This is a genomic window from Coriobacteriia bacterium, assembly GCA_013336165.1.
GTDB lineage: Bacteria > Actinomycetota > Coriobacteriia > Anaerosomatales > JAAXUF01 > JAAXUF01.
In genome coordinates, this window is sequence record JAAXUF010000011.1 from 1 (window position 1) to 18,811 (window position 18,811).

The 18,811-nt window shown below is 60.5% G+C and carries 11 protein-coding genes and 1 tRNA gene; 10 read left to right on the plus strand and 2 right to left on the minus strand.

Annotated features, from left to right (window positions below; all coding sequences use genetic code 11):
- From HGA39_07810 to HGA39_07825, 4 genes are all read left to right on the plus strand, one after another.
- Positions 1 to 436 (plus strand): hypothetical protein (locus HGA39_07810; GenBank protein ID NTW29247.1); only part of this gene is annotated, 436 nt, incomplete at its 5' end.
- Positions 437 to 448: 12 nt separating this feature from the next.
- A tRNA-Thr gene (locus tag HGA39_07815) sits at positions 449 to 525 on the plus strand.
- Between the two features lie 211 nt (positions 526 to 736).
- The gene (locus HGA39_07820) at positions 737 to 1,876 is read left to right on the plus strand and encodes a hypothetical protein (protein ID NTW29248.1); all 1,140 of its coding nucleotides are present in this window, start codon (positions 737 to 739) and stop codon (positions 1,874 to 1,876) included.
- Between the two features lie 269 nt (positions 1,877 to 2,145).
- A complete protein-coding gene (locus HGA39_07825; GenBank protein NTW29249.1) occupies positions 2,146 to 2,415 on the plus strand; it encodes a hypothetical protein in 270 nt (89 codons plus the stop codon).
- A gap of 50 nt (positions 2,416 to 2,465) precedes the next feature.
- Here HGA39_07825 and HGA39_07830 read toward each other — a convergent pair whose 3' ends face one another.
- Positions 2,466 to 5,012, minus strand: a complete 2,547-nt coding sequence (locus HGA39_07830; protein ID NTW29250.1) for a cadherin-like domain-containing protein — start codon at positions 5,010 to 5,012, stop codon at positions 2,466 to 2,468.
- A 291-nt stretch (positions 5,013 to 5,303) separates the two neighbouring features.
- Between HGA39_07830 and HGA39_07835 the strand changes: the two genes are divergently transcribed.
- Together HGA39_07835 and HGA39_07840 are read left to right on the plus strand one after the other, a co-directional pair.
- Entirely contained in the window at positions 5,304 to 6,857 is a 1,554-nt protein-coding gene (locus HGA39_07835; GenBank protein ID NTW29251.1) for a tandem-95 repeat protein, read from the plus strand.
- Between the two features lie 154 nt (positions 6,858 to 7,011).
- Positions 7,012 to 10,782 (plus strand): phosphotransferase, encoded by a 3,771-nt coding sequence (locus HGA39_07840; GenBank protein NTW29252.1) that lies wholly within the window; start codon positions 7,012 to 7,014, stop codon positions 10,780 to 10,782.
- Positions 10,783 to 10,806: 24 nt separating this feature from the next.
- Here HGA39_07840 and HGA39_07845 read toward each other — a convergent pair whose 3' ends face one another.
- Positions 10,807 to 11,574 (minus strand): glycoside hydrolase family 16 protein, encoded by a 768-nt coding sequence (locus HGA39_07845; protein ID NTW29253.1) that lies wholly within the window; start codon positions 11,572 to 11,574, stop codon positions 10,807 to 10,809.
- 112 nt (positions 11,575 to 11,686) lie between these two features.
- Between HGA39_07845 and HGA39_07850 the strand changes: the two genes are divergently transcribed.
- The 4 genes from HGA39_07850 to HGA39_07865 all read left to right on the plus strand — a co-directional run bounded on the left by HGA39_07850 (position 11,687) and on the right by HGA39_07865 (position 18,761).
- Entirely contained in the window at positions 11,687 to 12,895 is a 1,209-nt protein-coding gene (locus HGA39_07850) for a GNAT family N-acetyltransferase (protein NTW29254.1), read from the plus strand.
- A gap of 200 nt (positions 12,896 to 13,095) precedes the next feature.
- Positions 13,096 to 13,962 carry a glycosyltransferase family 2 protein gene (locus tag HGA39_07855; protein ID NTW29255.1) on the plus strand — a complete coding sequence of 289 codons (867 nt, stop codon included), beginning with the start codon at positions 13,096 to 13,098 and terminating at the stop codon, positions 13,960 to 13,962.
- Complete coding sequence (locus tag HGA39_07860) at positions 13,963 to 17,976, plus strand: glycosyltransferase (GenBank protein ID NTW29256.1); 4,014 nt, start codon at positions 13,963 to 13,965, stop codon at positions 17,974 to 17,976.
- Positions 17,973 to 18,761 (plus strand): DUF1616 domain-containing protein, encoded by a 789-nt coding sequence (locus tag HGA39_07865; protein NTW29257.1) that lies wholly within the window; start codon positions 17,973 to 17,975, stop codon positions 18,759 to 18,761. The genes HGA39_07860 and HGA39_07865 overlap by 4 nt, the downstream gene beginning before the upstream one ends.
- Positions 18,762 to 18,811: the final 50 nt, after the last annotated feature.

Here is an 18,811-nt window from a genome sequence, read left to right on the forward strand (position 1 = left end):
AGCTCTTGAGGCTGCCGAAGGCAACGGTGCAATGGCGGCGCTCGCGGCCATGGACCGGGAAGCCGACGCAAAGATGCGGGCACAGGCGCCGAGCAAGACGCCGGCTCCGGCCAGAGCGCAAGCTCCGGCGGCATCGGCGGCGGCCGAGCCGCAAGCCGAAGGCGGCCGCAAGCGGCGTCGGCGCGGCGGCGGTGCGAAGGCGGGCGAGGGTGTGGCCGCGGCGCCGCAGGCGCAGGCCGAGACATCCGCTCCTGCAGAGAAGGCCGAGCGGACCGATCGCAAGCGCCGGACTTCGCAGCAGCCGAAAGCGCAGGTGGCGCCCGAGGCAGGGCAGCCCGCCGGCGAGGCGGATGGGGCACGACCTGCGCGCAGGCGCCGGAGGCATCGCCCGGGATCGGGCGGCGGGAGCGCAGAGGGACAGGCGCCCTCGGCGTAGAGGCACGGATAGGCCGACGTAGCTCAGCTGGCCAGAGCACCGCACTCGTAATGCGGGGGTCAGGGGTTCGAATCCCCTCGTCGGCTCCACACGCACATCCGACCTGTCAGAATGGCGTTTCTGACGGGTCTTTTTGATGAGCGCGGCTTTCCGATTGTCGCGGGCGGGCCCTACTTGGAAATAGATTACAGATCGCTCTTGATGCCGCATTTGCGCGGGATTAGGATGGGGTCTAGGGAATATGGTGGTCTTGCGACTCAACGAATTCGATATACGACAGCGTCGAAAGAGGAGGGCATCGTGCGCGTCAGAGAAGTCTGTGTTCGGCGCAGACGATCGCGGATCACTGCGGTACTAGTGCTGTTTCTTGCCGTCTTCATGCTCGTGCCATCGCTTGCTGGGGCTGCGAGCTTCGTCTCAATTCCATCTGAAGAGGTTCACTACTGGAGCGGCGGCTACTTGTGGGTTGATGGATCGGTAACCAACAATACTGCGTCCCCAATGGGTCCCATCAAGATTTCCTACACCGTGACCTACAATGGGTATGTCATGGCGACGGAGCCAGATGGCGTAGCATTCGTGTACAACGTTGCACCTGGAGATTCGGCGACATTCAAGTGGATGTTCGATATGCCCGTTATCAGAGGTTTGCCCGTTACGGTCACGGTATCGGCTTCAGGAGTGCAACCGTCGGAGTTCACGACGGCTGTCGATCTCACCTTGGTAAGCCAGGTCGAGAAGCCTGTTGTGGATGGCATTCGAACCTACACCTGCACATTCAGGAACGATTCCGCCTACACGGTCGAAGAGCCGATGGTGGGCGGCTTGGAGCTGGATGCCGATGACAAAGTGATCGACAGCCTCTTCGGCGATGGCTCAGACGTCCGGATTGCCCCGGGAGGTGTCTGGAGCGTTGACGTCTATGGCCTCAATCCCGGCGCATCGCCCTATAAGGTAAGCATATATGCGCAGGCAGTGCGTGTGACACCCACGCTGAACTCGGTCTACCGCTTCTTCAACAAGAACAACGGCAGCCACTTCTACACCGCATCTGCCGATGAGCGCGACTACGTGATCGGGCACTACGGCGTGACTTACACCTACGAAGGTGCCGCCTACACCGTCAACACGTCCAACCCAAACAACAACGCACCGCTCTACCGCTTCTATAACAAGAACAACGGCAGCCACTTCTACACCGCCTCGGCGATTGAGCGCGACTACGTGATCGGGCACTACGGCGTGACTTACAGCTACGAAGGCCCTGCTTACAATGTGTGTGCCTCTCCGGCCGCCGGTGCCACTCCGGTCTACCGCTTCTTCAACAAGAACAACGGCAGCCACTTCTACACCGCCTCGGCGATTGAGCGCGACTACGTGATCGGGCACTACGGGGTAACCTACAGCTATGAGGGTCCGGCGTTCTGGCTGGGACAGTAGGAAAGACGGCCTCATCATCGCGTTCTGTCGGAGGGGACTTCGGTCCCCGCTTTTCTTTGCTCCAGGTGCTCCGGCGGCATGCCAGAGCCGCTTTGCTCGTCGGTTCATCGGGGGAGGGGAACATCATTCAACCAGGACGCTACAGTGCCGCGCGCTCAATCCTGACCGGTGTGTTTGCGGCGGTGCTAGTGGTTGCTGCCTTGACGGGCGCTGCCTAGGCCGCATCCCGTTCTGGCAAGGTCGCGACGGTCGGCAATCCCGACAAGGTCGTGATCGTCTTCTCCGGTCCCGCCGCGGACGGCGCTCAGGTGGCGCAGGTGATAGCGGTGATGGATGGTTCCGGTGGCTCGGTCCAGTTCGTGAATCCCGAGACCAGCGCGACCGTCGCGGGAACCAGCTATGGCTCGCTGCAGGATGCGTACCCCTTTGCCGGGGCAAAAGGGTACGCCAAGCAGGTTGCGGGTGAGGATGCGGGGTGGATCGACGTTCCCGTGAGCGCCTGGGGGAGCATGGTGACCGAGAAGGGGGCCTGCCGATAACGGTCCCGGTCACCATGGACGTGTTCGACGGCAGCAGGCCGACCTTGCGATCAGGGCGCCAGCCAGAATGCCGGACCCTCGTACCTGTAGACGTTGGGCCAGTTGGCAATGACGGCGTCTCTCTCGGTGTCTGAAGCGGTGTAGAAGTGAGAGCCGTTGGTCACGTTGTAGAAACGATAGACCGGAGTCGAGTCTGTCACGTTGGTCGCACACACGTTGTATGCGGGTCCATCGTAGGAGTAGATGTCGGGCCACGTGGCTATCACGGTATCTCGCTCGGAGGCCGAGACGGTGTAGAAGTGAGAACCGTTCTTCTTGTTGTAGAAACGGTAGAGCGGGGCGCTGTTGTCGGGATTGGAGGTGTTGATGGTGTACGCGGCGCCTTCAAACTTATACACGCTGTAGGTCGCTATCACGGTATCGCGCTCATCGGCAGATGCCGTGTAGAAGTGAGAGCCGTTCTGTAGGTTGTAGAAGCGGTAGACAGGTGCAGGAACTGCCGGTGGAGCCGCAATCGTGATCGTTACAGTTGCCACATTGGAGTCATCGATTCTGTCGTTCACCTTGTAGGTGAAGGTGTCCACGCCCACATACCGGGCAGTCGGTGTGTAGGTGAACGAGCCGTCAGTCGCAAGTGAGAGCGAACCGTGCGCAGTGGTAGTGACGACGTGAGCGGCCAGCAGGTCTGCATCCGGATCCGTGTCGTTGGCACGCACACCGGAAGCCGCTGAAGCCGTAAGCACCATGTCCCGGCCAACGGTGTAGGTGTCACTTACTGCGACAGGAGCGTGATTGACGTGACTGGTCGCGACATTCGAGTACTCAGAGTCGCCTGCGCTGTTGTAGGCCCTCACGCGGAAGTACGCCACAGGGGGAGTAGCCGCATAGACCAAAGTGAGCATTGGGCGATACGCCGATTCCGTCGCCTCTGACGCCCACAGCCAAGACTCGTCATCCACTACAGGGACGGTGTTTTCGATGTCGGCCCGGTCGCGCAAGCCGATCCACTTATACGGGCCGGTAGAGGAGAGATACGCCAGACCGGCGAAGTTGAAGTCAAACCGGGTCGGAGTGTCTGCTGTGGGCAGGTTAATGGCGTCGGTGAGCTTGGCCGTCCCAAGCCCGTCATAGTTGTAGGGGCTCAGGGCGGTCGCGTCGTACTGGTTCGACGCGCAGGCGAAAAAGTCGTCGTCGCCTGTTGCAGCGCCTTCGCGCGTGAGCGTTAGATATGCCGATTGGAGGGCTTCGCCCACAGGAAGAGCGCCGCAATCGAAGGCGAGATAGCCGCGGCTGCAGTAATAGGTCCCCGCGAAAAGGCGAGACCCAACCTCGATGTCGCCGGTCGCATACCTCGTGCCCTGTGTGGCGCCTTGGACCCTCGCCCAGTCCGCACCCGAAGTGGAGACTTGCCCGTCGGTCGCAGCCGCTGTGAAGCTGAGGGTGGTGTTTGAGCTAAGTCCGCTATTCGTGAAGGTGACGGTGTCGGCACCAACGGTGGCGACCTGCGTCCACGTGACACCATCAGCCGATCGTTCGATCTTGAACCCGTCCTCGTTGTCGGCCGTATCAATCCAAGAGAGGGTGGCCTGCGATGTGGAGATGATCGATGCAAGTAGATCGCTCGGTGCGGTAGGAGCGGTGGTCGGGGGGGAGGGAAGTTGATAGCTGTCGATCAGCGTGCCATCGATGCTGTAGAAATCGAAAGTCAGTGTCGCATCGGTGACGGTCACCTTCTGCGCACCCCAGTTTTCGCTATAGCGAACTGTGCTTCCGGAAACGGGAGTGACGAAGACGTAGGGGTTGCTGCCGCCGAGACCATTGACGAAGTACACGATGTCATCGCGCATGATTCGCTCGTAGACGTGGGCATGCCCTGATATGACAGCGTCAGCGCCCCACTCGGCAAACGGCCACTGCATGTAGTCGGTCGAGCCATGGTCCTCATCAGACGAATAAGGTGGGTGGTGGTCGCAGACGATATTCCACGTCGAAGTTGAGCGGGCAAGCCGGGCTTTGAGCCACTGCGCTTGCTTCGAAGTGCTGCTGCAGCCATCAGGGTCATCAGGGTTTGAGTCAAGGATGAAGAAGTGGATGGGTCCCTGTACGAAGTCGTAGTAGCGCTCGTTGCCCGAGGTATTGGTGAAATCAGTGCCGGGCAGAGTGAAGTACTCCAGATACGTCTCAGGTCCGGCGGGTGTGGGGTCGGAGTAGTCATGGTTGCCCATTGCGGGAAAGAAAGCGTTGATCGATGCAAGTCCCACCGGACAGCGTGTGCCCGTGGTTGTGATGTCTTTGAGCCAGGCGCCATAGTATGCGCCGACCGACTCGTCGTACTGACCGGTTCCGGTGCCGCCTGCGGGCGCATTGTAGTTGTCGCCGGCGCTGATGATGTACGCGGGGTTCCATGACGCCACAAGGTTCGCGACTTGGGCTTCAGACCAGTTGTTCATGCCTTCGTCGCTGATGATGGCGAATGTCGTTTGCGTTGTGTCCATCGGCTCTGCGCTGCCCGCAATGACCTGGGCATTACCGAGTGAGCCAGACAGGACGATCAACGAGATCGTTGCGACGACAAGGAAAGCGATCCTGCGTCGCATCTCTGGCTCCTTTCGGGTCTCCGCTCAGTATCGACCGGCTCGTCGGCCGGAACGTTATTGTACCTGCTCGGCCGTGGCGGTGCCCATCGCACCCCAGATGGCGCGCACCAATTCGCTCGGGGTTCTTCCTATTCACCCCGAACCTCACGTACTATGAGGCATGAACACTAGCTTGGCTTGCGGGTCCGCTTCGGCTGGCCCCCTTGCAGGTCGGTCCAAGGGGGATCGGGATCTGCAGGCGTAGGAAGGGGAGTTGCAGTGAGGGAACAATGTGAACCGAGGACACCGGCGATGCGTTTTGTCGCGATGGCGGTCTTGGCCGTAGCGGTGCTCGGGATTGCGATGGTTGCGTTTCCGGCATCGGCATCGGCAGCGACCCGTGCACCTGTCTACCGCTTCTACAACCTACAGAACGGCTCTCACTTCTACACGGCATCTGCCGATGAGCGCGATACCGTGATAGCGACCTACAGCGTGTATAAGTTTGAAGGCGCCGCGTACACCATCAACACCTCCAATCCCGACAACAGCGCCCCGCTCTACCGTTTCTACAACAAGAAGAACGGTTCTCACTTCTACACCGTCTCGGCCTCCGAGCGCGATACCGTGATAGCCACGTGGCCCGACATCTACTCCTACGATGGACCTGCATACAACGTGTGTGCGACCAACGTGACAGGCTCGACTCCGGTCTATCGTTTCTACAACGTGACCAACGGCTCCCACTTCTACACGGCTTCAGACACCGAGAGAGACGCCGTCATTGCCAACTGGCCCAACGTCTACAGGTACGAGGGTCCGGCATTCTGGCTGGCCAACAACACGGTGCCGGTTGCAGCGAATGACGCCTACAATGTCGGCCATGACACGGTGCTCACCGTTTCGGCAGGCTCTGGGGTACTCGTAAACGACACCGATGCGGATGGAGACACGCTTTCCGCCTACGTTGTCACCACGGCGGCACACGGCACACTCTCGCTTGCGGCTGCCGGTTCGTTCACCTACACGCCCACTACCGGGTATGTGGGCGCCGACACCTTCACCTACAAGGCGAACGATGGGACGGCTGACTCGAACGTGGTCACCGTGACGATCACCGTGAGCGGTGTCAATCAGGCTCCGGTGGCTGTCAACGACGCCTACACCGTTGGTCAGGGCACGACACTTACCGTTCCGGCAGTTTCCGGAGTACTTGCCAACGATACTGACGCAGACGGTAACATCCTGACCGCCGCGGTCGTCTCGGGCCTGACGGATGGGGACGGAACACTCACGCTTGCAGCCGACGGCTCGTTTACCTATCGGGCACCGGACAACAATTGGGGCCACATCACCTTCACCTATAAGGTGAACGACGGCCTAGCTGAGTCCAATGTGGCGACAGTGACGCTTACTGTGACTATCGCACAAGAGACCGTTACGTTTGATGCCAATGGTGGTTCCGGCGCCCCCAGCCCCATCGTGGTCGACTACCATTCCAAGATCGGGACTCCGAGTCCCGATCCGACGCGCACAGGCTACACGTTCTCCGGCTGGTACACGGCCGCTACTGGCGGTGTCCAGTTCGACTTCACCAATACCTCGATTGTCGCGAACATCACTCTGTACGCACATTGGACCGTGAACAGCTACACCATCACGTTCGAAAGCAACGGCGGTTCGGCGGTGGGCGCCATCACCCTAGACTATGGCAGTGCGGTCGCTTCTCCGACACCTGATCCGACTAGGGAAGAATATACATTCGCCGGGTGGTACAGCGACGCGGGGCTCACCACGCCGTACACGTTCTCGACGATGCCCGCCGCGAGCATCACGTTGTACGCCAAGTGGGACATGGATATCTAGGGTCCTGGCGCTTATGTGCTCTCGCAACGATAGAGAGAGGTCCTCTTGGGGACCTCTCTCTGATTGTCTGTGAGAGAAGCGTGCGCATGACGCATAGCAGTGGATTGCTTCATGTGCAGGCACCTGCACTACCGATGGTTCGCAAGGGGGTATCTTGAGCGTCTTGCGCCGACTGGACCTTGGGCGTTTTGTGCGCACGCCAATGCAGGCGAACGCATTCGCACTCGTGGCGAACCAGGTACTGTCTGCGGCGCTCGGATTCACTTACTGGCTGCTCGCGGCACGGCTCTACCCTGTTGCGATCGTTGGAGAGAGCTCGGCTGTCATCTCTACGCTCGTGCTGGTTTCAAGTCTGTCCCAACTTGGCCTCGCCGGAGGCATGTCGCGATTCGTGCCGCGTGCGGGACGGCATGCGCGGCGTATGGTCGCCTCGGCGTATGCGGTTGCGATTGTCTCGGCGGCGATCGCCGGAGGTCTATGGGTTCTTCTGAGCGCTTCTCTCGGCTTCGATAGCAGGTTGCTGGGTGGTGCTATTCACCCGCTCTGGGCCGTGCTTGCTGTCGTGGCCTGGAGCGTGTTCTATCTGCAGGACGGCGTGCTGATCGGTACGCATCAAGCGGTCTGGGTTCTCGCCGAGAACTTCTTGTACAACTCTCTCAAGATCATCCTGCTCGTGCTAGGAGTTGGACTGCTGGGCGGGACCGGACTTGTGGCGTCTTGGTTCCTCCCAACGCCTGTTGCGATCCTCCTAGTGTCATGGCTGGTGTTCGCGCGGTTCCTGCGTCCTGATCGCGTTGAACGTGCGCCCGCCGAGGGGCACGTCACCCTGCGCGAGTTCGCGGGATCAGTCTCCGGCGATCATGTTGGTAACATGGTTGCGGAGGCGGCGGTCAGACTCCTTCCGCTGATCGTTCTGCAAATTCTTGGGCCCGCGGAAAACGCCTACTTCTATCAGGCGTGGATCATCATGAACATGCTGAGCTTGGTTGCCAGCGGGATGACCAATTCGTTTACTGCGGAGACGGCCGCGAACCGGCACAGGGCAGGCATCAACAGTCGATTGATACTGCGCAACATCGCCGTGCTTGTTGTACCGACTGCGGTCGTCGTGGGTATTGCCGCTCCATTTGTGCTTTCGATCTTCGGTTCCGCGTACGCCCAGGCCGGTACCGGTCTGCTGCGCTGGCTTGCGCTTGCCGCGTTGCCGCTCATGATCAACATTTGGTACCTGTCATACCTGCGGGTCATGCGCCGTATTCGGCGCGTTGTCGAGATACAAGTCTTAAGCTCGATTCTCTTGATCGGTCTGACTCTCGTAGGGCTGCGCATCTTTGGCATCGCGGGTGTCGGCATGGCTTGGCTGATCACGCAGATGGTGGTCATTGCGGTGACGGCGCCGGATATCCTGCGTGTTCTTCGCCCGGGGGACGCAATATCGCAAGGTGGCAGCGAGCTCTCTACCGCAGGCAATCTGCGTAGAAGCGACTGGCGGTTCCTCCTCCCTGGTCCCGCTCCCGTCAAGACAGCTGTCTTCGCCGACGGCGCACTCGGCGCGTCAGTGGCAGCACTTCCCGGCCAAATCGTTGCAGGGAGTTGTGCAGAGGCGGGCGACTGCGATTTGTGCGTCGTGGAGCAGCCGGACGCTCAAGCCATGCGTCTGTGCGTGAATGCGCTTCGTCCCGGCGGGATCTGCTACTCGGAGTGGATATCGATTCGCGCGGGAGGTATTCGTGGCATTCGTAAGAGACTTGCCGAGGCTGGGTTAGAGGACACGGTCATCTATTGGCGCGCTCCCGGGATTCGTAGCGCGGTACTGTGGCTGCAGGTGTTCCCGCACCCCGCCGGGTACAGAAGAGTGCTGCGACGAGTCGCCAACGAGCGCTTCGGTTCAGGGCTTACGGCAAGCGTCGCTTCTTGGCTGCTTGAGGCGATGCTCCACAACCCATTCATCCCCGTGGTGACGGTGGCTCGCAAACCACTGATACAGGGCTCTCATCCTGAGGCGCCGCATGACTTCGCAGGCTGGCTTGCACAGACGATCGCAGCAGCCGGTCAAGATGTCTCGGCATCCGAAATAGCTTCAGTTATGCGGACGGGCGGGCACACCGACGAAAACAAGATCAACTGGATGATATTCGCCGGTTCAGAGAGAGAGTTGCGTTGGGTGGCAAAGGCCCCACGCCATCCCGTGTCCGACTCGCAGGTGCGCCGCGAGCGAGCGATCCTCGATCAGCTGGCAAGCCAGCCCGTGGACAGGTTGACGAACATCGCGGTGCCGAAGACTGTGGCGTGGAGCGAGGAGCCGGGCTTCGCAGTGCTGGTCGAGACAGCGGTGGCGGGTCCTCCACTCGTCAGGGTCGCGAGCGAGCGCGGATACTCCAGCGTGGCAACCGAGATCTCGGATGCCTTGGCGACTTTCGCGGGGCGCCCGGGACTGCGGCCACGCGAGCAGTGGTGGGGTGCCCTGATCGAGCCATGGCTGGTGCGTCTCGAGCGCCAGCTTGCTGTGCTCGGCGACGAGGAGTTGGCGCCTGCCGTTCGCAGAGCGCTTGCCGGTTTGGGCGAGTTGCCGCTCGTCTTCTCCCACAATGACTGCACGCCCTGGAACATCATGGTCACAGACACCGGTCTGGCGATCTTTGATTGGGAGGCAGGCGAAGAAGAGGGACTGCCCGGGCTTGATCTCGTCTACTGCCTTGCGACGACGGCATTCATTCTGGACGGCACCGAGAACACCCCGTTGATGATCGATTCATATCGGCGGCTGCTTGATCCTGCGGATGAGCATGGCGGAGCGTTTCACGACGCTCTTGTCTCGTATGCGTCCGCGGTCGGTGTGCGCTCGGAGGACATCAGCCGCCTGCGCATTGCCACGTGGCTGGTTCACACAACGCACAACCTGCACAATCTGTTGGTTGCGTCGCCCAAAACGCCGCCACGGCTTATCGATAGCAGTATCTGTCTCCCCTTATTGCGCGCGGAAATGGCCGCATTCGAGCATGTAGCGCATCCGGATACCACGAAGACGCCGCCGTCCGGCATCACCACGGCGGACGTGACGGGTGCGGTCATCTTCGTCTCCCCGCATCTTGACGACGCCGCTCTGTCTTGCGGCGGCGGCATCCGGCGCATGGTCGGTACAGGTGCGGAAGTCATTGTGGTGACCGTCTGCACGGCGGATACCGAACCTGGGAAGCCACTCTCCGCATTGGCTCGGGAGTCTCACGGGCAATGGGGTCTTGGCGACACGCCTTTTGAGCAGAGGCGGACCGAAGATTTCGAGGCTGCGCGGCTTCTCGGCGTTCGTCCGGTTCACCTCGGGATGCATGACGCGATCTATCGAAGGGATGCCGCCGGTCATACCTTCTATGCCAAGCCTATTTGCAGCCCGGATGCCGACGACGCGGAGCGCTTCGTCGCGGCGTTGCGAGATCGGCTCGGCAGGGTGCTTGATGACTATCCCGAGGCCCCTGTCTTCTGTCCGGCGGGTGTTGGTGGACACGTGGATCACGAACTCGTCCGGCGCGGAGTTCAGGCGGTTTGCGGAGAGGAGCGCATCATCTACTACAGTGAATACCCTTATTCCTCGCGACCCGGTTGTGAGCTTCCGGACCCGGGTGAGATGGGCGAAACGGTCTGCCATCGTCTGCTTGTGCTCAACGAAGATGAGATCCTTGGGCGTGTTGCGGCCGTAGCAAGCTATCGGTCTCAGCTTCGAGGGCTGTTTCCCTCGGCTGCGGAAAGGGCCGCTCAGGTGATCTACGCCCGCGTTCCGCTAGTCGGCACATGGATTCTCGGCACCGCGAATCATGCGAGGTCGAGCGAGCGTATGACAGAGTGTCTCGTTCGGGATATCACTGCTTGCGGCGGGGAAACCTACTGGTGGCCGGCTATCGAGGGAAGAACTCCGTTTCCGATTCCGTAGCCGCTGAGCAACACGCAACTGCGGCTACTCGTGCTTGAACACCCGGATGTAGTCGATTTCGTACTCACACGGGAACACGGTATCGGCTGACGGTGCCCCTGCCCACTCGCCGCCGATCGAGAGGTTGGCGATCAGGTACATGGGCACGTCAGGGACGTTCGTGGTCTGGCGAGAACGCTCAATTCCGTCGACGTACCAGACGACCGCCTCGGGGCTCCAGTCGACGGCGAATGTGTGGAAGTCAGCCGAGAAGTCCGTGCCGAGGAATACGGTTCCAGTGTCTTCATGTCCTCCTAGGGTGTCTGCAAAATGCAGTGTCATGTGCACCGTGTTTGTCTCATGCCCCAGAATCTCCATGACGTCGATTTCACTCGTGCTGGCGTTGTCGCTCGGGGCAAGCCAGAAAGCTGGCCAGAGTCCTTGTCCTTTGGGAACGCGGGCCCTGATCTCCGCATAGCCGTACTTGAATTCGAACCGCCCTGAGGATGTGATGACGCCAGATGAGTACGCTCGGCCGTCGGACTGCTGCTTCTGCGCCATGATCACTAGATTGCCCTGGCGAAGCGCAAGTGCATTGGCATCATAGTGCTGCAATTCGCCCGTTGTGTTGCGGCCCCAGACCATCTGCGTGTTCCAGTGGTTGAGATTCAAGGATGTGCTCACGAACTCTTCGTTGAAGAGCAGGCGATAGCTTGGTTTAGTTGGGCCAGAGGGGGTGGGCGGATCCAGCCAGGCCAAGCCGATTATGCAGATGACCATGACGATGAATACGCCCATATAGATCTTTGCCACGCGTTTGCGCACGTGAGGTCTGTTTGGCCGCATCGGGATCTTTCTTGTCAGTGTGGTTGAGCATCATGTAGGATCATATTTCTATTCAGTGTGCTGTCAACCGGGGGATAGGATGGAGCACGACCGCGATCTCAAACTCGGGTGGGTAGATACGCGGGATGGGTTCGCAGCCCTGGAGCCTGAATGGGATCCTTTGGTCAAAATCTCAGCTCCCACCGTGTTTCTTACGCACTCGTGGCTCTCGAATTGGCTGTCCCTGCTCGGCGAAGGCCGTATCCTTCGCGTACTCACGGCGCATGCGGGCGATCGACTCGTGGCGGCGCTGCCCCTTGTAAGCCGAACAACACGGGCTCGTGTGAGGCTCTGGGAATTCATGGGTTCTGGGCTTCTGACGCCGAATCACCTCGACATGATTGCGTTGCCCGACTACCGGGATGCCGCGCTCCGTGGGTTTGCAGGCATGCTCCTCGATTCGAGGGCCTTGTGGGACGTGCTGGATCTTAACAAGCTGCCGGCGGATAGTGCGACAGCCTCGAAACTCGCGACGCTGTTCTCGGCCGCGGGGTTTCCGACATCATCGGAGGTCTCGGCGGTCTGCCCCTGTGCCGTCCTGCCAGACAGCTATGAGGTGTTCCTCGCGGGGCTCACGCGCAGGTCGAGGCGACGTGTCCGCCGGGGTTCGACGGAGATGCAAGTTGAGCATCCCGAGACACGTTTCAGTGTCGTGTGTGACGAGAAGGAACGAGCAGAAACGCTCGCAGCGCTTGTGCGCCTCCATCAGGCGCGCTGGGAGGGACGCGGCTACGCCGGCAGTTTCGCCGACCCGCACGTGGTCGAGTTTCACGAGGCGACTACGCGCTATGCGCTCCGTGAGGGGTCCCTGCGCTTCTTTCGAATCACCGAGGGAGATCAGGTGATCGCCGCGACCCTGTGCTATCAGGTCGGCGATGTGCTGCAAGGCTATTCGACCGGTTTCGACTCTGATTGGGGTCAGTACGCTCCAGGAGTACTCCTCCTAGCGTATTCTATTGAACAGGCAATTGCCGAGGGTGCCACACTCTACGATGGACTCGAAGGTGAAGAGTTCTACAAGACCGTCTGGTGTCGCACAAACCGAGAGAACGTTCGCCTGCAGATTTTCAATCGGTCCGCCGGAGGGATTCTGGCGCGAACCCAGAAGAGTACGGCGAGTTGGTTCATCGCTGTTTCCCGACGAGTTGTACCTGCCAAAGCCCGGGTCGCGATTCTGAAGACAGTCAGTCGCAGCAGCGCTGTGCGACCTCGTGAACTCAAGCACCCGGAGTCGCTTGCCGATGAATAGAACCGCAGCCTGGAGTCTCATGCGTTCGACCCGGTCGGGGATCGGAAGACGTGGAGGTTTGCAGGGGTAGTTGGTAGTCCGGTCGTTGGGATCATGTCACGAGACTCGCCGGAGTCTCAGGGGGCGTCGTGCCTCGAGGCGTCAACTGAGGAGATCGTCCTGTTTGGCGATCAAGGCGAGAATAGAGGGGATCAGAGCACATGAAAGAAAGCACGAAGGCCAAGCGTTCATACTCGAGCTACATCGGGATCGAACGGCGGCGGCAGGGGGTAGGTGTTCGCGGACTGACCGCTCCTCGCGTCAGTGTGGTGATTGCCGCGCTCAACGAAGCGGAGAACCTTAGGCATGTTCTGCCGAGGATTCCGCGGGACGTCTACGAGGTGATTCTGGTCGACGGGCACTCTACAGACGGGACCATTCAGACGGCGCGTTCGATAAGACCCGACATCCGGATTGTCTGCCAAGATGGTCAGGGCAAAGGGAATGCGCTCCGCTGCGGGTTCGCCGCCGCGACCGGCGATGCCATCGTTGCAATCGACGCCGATGGTTCAACCGATCCCGCCGAGATACCCGCTTTCGTCGGCGCTCTCCAAGCTGGAGCCGAATACGTCAAGGGCAGCCGCTTCATACCCGGCGCGGGTACTGCTGACATGACTCGGACGCGGAAGCTTGGGAACTGGGGCTTCATCGTGCTCGTGCGCCTGCTGTTTGGGACGCGCTACACAGACTTCAACTATGGATACACGGCGTTTTGGAGGCGTGTTCTGCCTGAGTTGAATCTGCGCTCAGAGGGGTTTGAGATCGAGTGCGAGATGAACCTACGAGCTGCCATTACCGGTCTCCGAGTCGTCGAGGTGGCGAGTTTTGAGTACCGTCGGATCGCCGGAGAGGCCCATCTGCGACCGCTGCCCGATGGCTGGAGGGTTCTCAAGCAACTGTTGCGTGAACGGACAGGCGCTGTCAGCCGCCCGGGAGTAGACGATGGCATTCCGGTGCTCTTGGTCAAGTCGACACCACCTGAGACCCCTGTCTTGGATTTGTCCGTCAGTTCCGGACACGAGGCGTGAGTGGCACTTCTGGACGCCCGCCAAGAAACGAGCCTCAAGACGACGTCCGACTCTTGGGGCTCGTGTGGCGGGGCAGTGCGGCGAATCTCGGTCATCATCTGCGCGTACTCGTTTGAGCGTTGGGTTGCCTTATGTGATGCAGTTCGATCTGCACGCAACCAGACGCGCATTCCTGAAGAGATCATCGTCGTCATCGACCACAATCGAGAGATGCTGGCGCGCGCCGTTCTCGAGTTCAGCGATGCGGTAGTGATTGAGAATGCCGGTTGTCCGGGCCTGTCAGATGCTCGCAACTCGGGCGTGGCTGCAGCGACTTCGGAGGTCATTGCGTTTCTCGATGACGACGCGGTCGCTGACCATGATTGGCTTGAGAACCTGATACGCGCCTACGATGACGACCGCGTTCTAGCAGTTGGTGGGAAGATCGACCCGATCTGGGAGACAACACAACCTCGCTGGATGCCCGAGGAGTTCTACTGGGTGTTCGGATGCAGCTATGTAGGGATGCCGCAGGACCGTTCTCCCGTACGCAACATCATCGGCGCGAACATGTCATTTCGGCGCGACGTACTCCTTGAGACCGGCGGTTTCAGCGCGGAACTGGGACGTACCGCCGATCAGCCGCTGGGATGCGAAGAGACTGAGGTGTGTATCCGCGCACAACGGCTCCGGCCCGACGGTCTCATTCTGTTGGATCCGGCGGCACGTGTCGGCCATCGCGTTCCGGACACTCGGAGTCGCTGGTCGTATTTCTGGGCTCGCTGTTACGGCGAAGGCATTTCGAAGGCGCGGCTGGCACGTGCGCTTGGGCAGCAGGATGGCCTTTCCTCGGAGCGCCGGCAGGTGCTCCGAGTTCTTCCCGCGGGGGTAGTTCGCAATCTCGGTGCTGCTCTGACGGGCAAGGATATATGGGGATTCGCTCGTGCTTTCGCCATCGTCGGCGGACTCGCTGTCACCGCGGCGGGCTACGTTACGGGCACCTTGAAGCCGACTTCGCAGTCATCGGGCAAGGCACTATCGGCGCGCTCCTTGATCGACACGACCCCCGCATCTTCCGACGCTCAGCCTAAACGGCCACGAGTTCTGATGGTAACGCCGAGGTATCTTCCGCTGACTGGCGGTGTCGAGAATCACGTGGACCAGGTCGCTCGGCGGCTTGCTCCGAATGTTGATCTCACCATCCTCACGACGGATCGCACGCAGAGGCTGCCGAAAGAGGAGTCAATTGACGGCGTTCGTGTTCTTCGCGTCCCCGCTTGGCCTCGCAACCGCGACTACTACTTCGCTCCGGCGATATGGCGGATCATCCGCAAGGGGGGTTGGGACGTAGTACACGTTCAGTCATACCACACGGCCGTGGCGCCGCTTGCGATGCTGGCGGCTTGGCGCACGGGCACTCCGTATGTCCTTACGTTCCACGGAGGCGGGCATTCGTCGGGCCTTCGAACAGCGTTGCGTGGAGTCCAGTGGAGCGTCCTGAGACCACTATTGGCTCGAGCTCGCAAACTCATTGCGGTTGCCCAATTCGAGGCGGAGTTCTTCGCGCAGCGGCTCGGCATTCCGAGTGAGCGGTTCGTGGTCATCCCAAATGGCTCTGACCTTCCGCATCCCAACGAGCCCCGGGGGGTGAATCGCGGACGGCGGACCATTGTGTCTATCGGCCGTTTGGAGCGCTACAAGGGCCACCAGCGCATCATTGAGGCGCTGCCCCAGATTCTTCTCGCCGAACCGGACACAGATTTGCTCATTTTGGGCTCCGGACCTTATCAGAACGAACTCGAGCAGTTGGCCGAGCGCCTAGGTGTGGCCGGACGCGTCAAGATCGAGTCAATACCGGCCGCAGATCGCCAGGCGATGGCCGACACGCTTGCGAGCAGCTCGTTGGTCGTGCTTCTGAGCCAATTCGAGACACATCCGCTTGCGATTGTTGAGGCGGTTTCCCTTGGACGCCCCGCACTTGTGACCGATACATCGGGCTTGAGGGAACTTGCGGCCCGCGGACTGGCGCGCTCAATCCCCCTCGACAGCGATGCAGCAGCGGTTGCTCTAACGGTGATCGAGGAGCTTCGAAACCCACGATCAGTACCGTCGATGACATTACCCAGTTGGGATGAGTGCGCCGCAGGCGTGCTGTCAACGTATGGGGAGGTCCTAGCCCCCGGGCGTATGGTGGATTCCTCGACGGATTCAGAGGCTCGCCCGCAACGACCGCGGCCCGCAGTGAACTGGTGGCGTTTGGGATTGGCGGTCGTCTCTGTTTCCGCCGGCATGCTGACGGTTGCTGTGGCGGACAATGCTGCTCGCAATGGCGCTACCGGAGTCACTCCGCTGTATTGGCTGGGGTTACTACTGGTGTTTGCCCCGGCGGCGCTTCTGCTCTTGCGCAGACGTATTCCTCGCGCTGAAGCGTTGAGCATCCTAGTCCTGACGGGACTTGTGCTGTATTTCGTGAACGTCTTCCAGAGCCCCACGCTGTTCGTCGGATACGACGAGTTCATGCACTTCCGTACCCTCGATGACATCGTCCAGACGGGGCATCTCTTTACCCAGAACCCGCTGTTGCCGATCTCTCCGTACTATCCCGGTCTTGAGATCGTGACTCATGCCGTGATGACGCTGACGGGACTTTCGGCGTTCTCCGCTGGCATCATGACTATCGGTGTCGCGCGACTCTTGACCGTTATTGCGCTCTACCTGTTGCTTGAGCGTGTTGCCGGTTCGACGTGGCTGGCGGGCTTGGGTACGCTCGTGTATATGACTTCGTCGAGCTTTCTGTTCTTTGACACACAATACTCGTACGAGTCACTTGCCCTGCCACTTGCCATCCTGTGCTTGTTCGTGGTGCATCGAGCGCAGCAGGAAGAGAGGGGACTTCGTGCCGGGCTGCATGTGTTCGCAGCGCTTCTGGTCTTGGTGGTCATCGTCACGCACCACGTGACATCGTATGTTCTCATCGGTGCTTTGGTCGCTTGGGCCGTTCTTGTGCGGGTGTTTCGTAGCCGGACCTCCGAGAAGACCCCCGGAGGTGTATGGGTCCCGGTGCTCGGCGTCATCGCTGCTGTCGCATGGTTTGACGGTGTAGCCACCATGACCGTGAACTACCTCGCTCCCCATCTTGTCGGCGCTGCGCAGGAGATATGGCGGATCATGACTGGCGAGGCTACGAGCCGGCGCTTGTTCGAATCCTCGTCGGGCCAGACGTCTTCTCTGACGGAACGGATCACCGGCCTTACGGCCGTTGCTCTTATCGTAGCTTCTATGCCGCTAGGCTTCCTCTACTTGCGACGCCACATACGTAGAGACGTGTTGCCAGCTCTCCTGATCGCCGCCTCAGTTGTCTATCCCGCTGCTCTCTTGCTGAGGTTCACGGCCACCGGCTGGCAGGTGGGATCTCGTGCTCTGGCGTTCGTATATGTCGGCCTTGCGCTGGTGGTTGGCGCCGGCGTCGCATCGATCAGGACTCAGAAGCGCTACCGAGTGCCGGCTCCGTTGCTCGCTATCCTGCTCCTCCTCGTGATGGCCGGAGGCGTGATCGCCGGCAGTTCACCCTATAGCCGCATGCCTCGGCCTTATGCCCCCGGCGCGAGTGACAGCTCTGTCAGTGCCGAGGGACTCGCGGCGGCTGCGTGGGCGCGCACGGAACTTGGGCCGGGCCATCGCATTGCAGCCGACTCAACGAACACTAGCCTACTGGGCAGCTATGGGCGCCAGTGGATGATCACGACAACCGAAGGGGCCTCAGTCTCGGCGCTGTTCCTGACACCCCAGTTTGGGGACTACCAGCGCAGGATGATACGGAAGGCTGACATCCAGTACGCCGTGATCGATCGCCGGATCGCAGGAGCATCCGCGCCACAGGGGTTCTTCTATGAGAAATGGGAGAAAGAAGTCGTCGACTATGGTCCGGTCATCAGCGCAGCTACGCTGGACCAATTCGACAACCTTACCGAGACGAGCCGAGTATTCGACAGCGGTAACATCCAGATGTATGACCTGACGAGGTTGGCCAAATGAATGGGCGCCGTGCATCTCTCTGGGCCGCGAGTGCAATCGCCCTAGTGGCCGCGCTATTGTCTGTTGTGGGTGCGCCTTCTTGGCTCCGCTTGCCGTTTGGTCTTCTCCTCGTAGTGCTGCTGCCGGGCTATGGACTGGTTTCGATCATCGACCCCCGGGGCCATTTTGATCGCCTTGAGCGCTTCGCGATTGTGCTAGGCACGAGTCTGGCGCTCACGATACTTGTGGGGCTCGTTGTTGCGCAGCTTCCCACGGGTCTCAATACGACCAGCTGGGCGGCCTCACTTGGCGGTCTGACTCTTGTTGCGAATGCAGTTGCTCTTCGGCGCTGCAAGGGCGGGGAAGCGCAGAGTCGGGTTCGCCATGTGCCTCCACTGAAGCAATCGATTGCCGTGGCCCTGGTCGCAATCGGGTTCTACGCCGTACTGGGTCTGGCCCTGTGGATCACCTCGGCGTCGGCGCCGCCCGCAGTCGATGTCAGCAGCTCCGCGGTTCCCGAAACCGCGAATGTGCTTCAACTTTGGATGTTGCCGGATACCGGTTCCCCAGCCGGCGGCGTCCGTATTGGGGTGCGCAACGCGACATCATCAACGGGGAACTATCGTCTCCGTGTCACCCAGGGAAGCCAATTGCTGCACGAGAGTTCGCTTCGCCTCTCTCCGGGAGAAATCCGGATCCTTTCGGTACAATCCAGTGGCGATGCGAACTACATTGTGGAAGCAGTGCTTAGTGACGCTTCGGGGGACACTCAATTACGTCGGGTGACCCTGTGGCTGGAGCGCTGAGGCGATGGTAGTCCCGCCCATCCAAGACAGTGTTGACGCAGGAGACCGTC

Excerpts from the sequence above, each read along its gene's own strand:
- HGA39_07830 (NTW29250.1), bottom strand. The coding sequence starts at position 5,012 with ATGCGACGCAGGATCGCTTTCCTTGTCGTCGCAACGATCTCGTTGATC.
- HGA39_07835 (NTW29251.1), top strand. The coding sequence starts at position 5,304 with ATGCGTTTTGTCGCGATGGCGGTCTTGGCCGTAGCGGTGCTCGGGATT.
- HGA39_07850 (NTW29254.1), top strand. The coding sequence starts at position 11,687 with ATGGAGCACGACCGCGATCTCAAACTCGGGTGGGTAGATACGCGGGAT.
- HGA39_07855 (NTW29255.1), top strand. The coding sequence starts at position 13,096 with ATGAAAGAAAGCACGAAGGCCAAGCGTTCATACTCGAGCTACATCGGG.
- HGA39_07865 (NTW29257.1), top strand. The coding sequence starts at position 17,973 with ATGAATGGGCGCCGTGCATCTCTCTGGGCCGCGAGTGCAATCGCCCTA.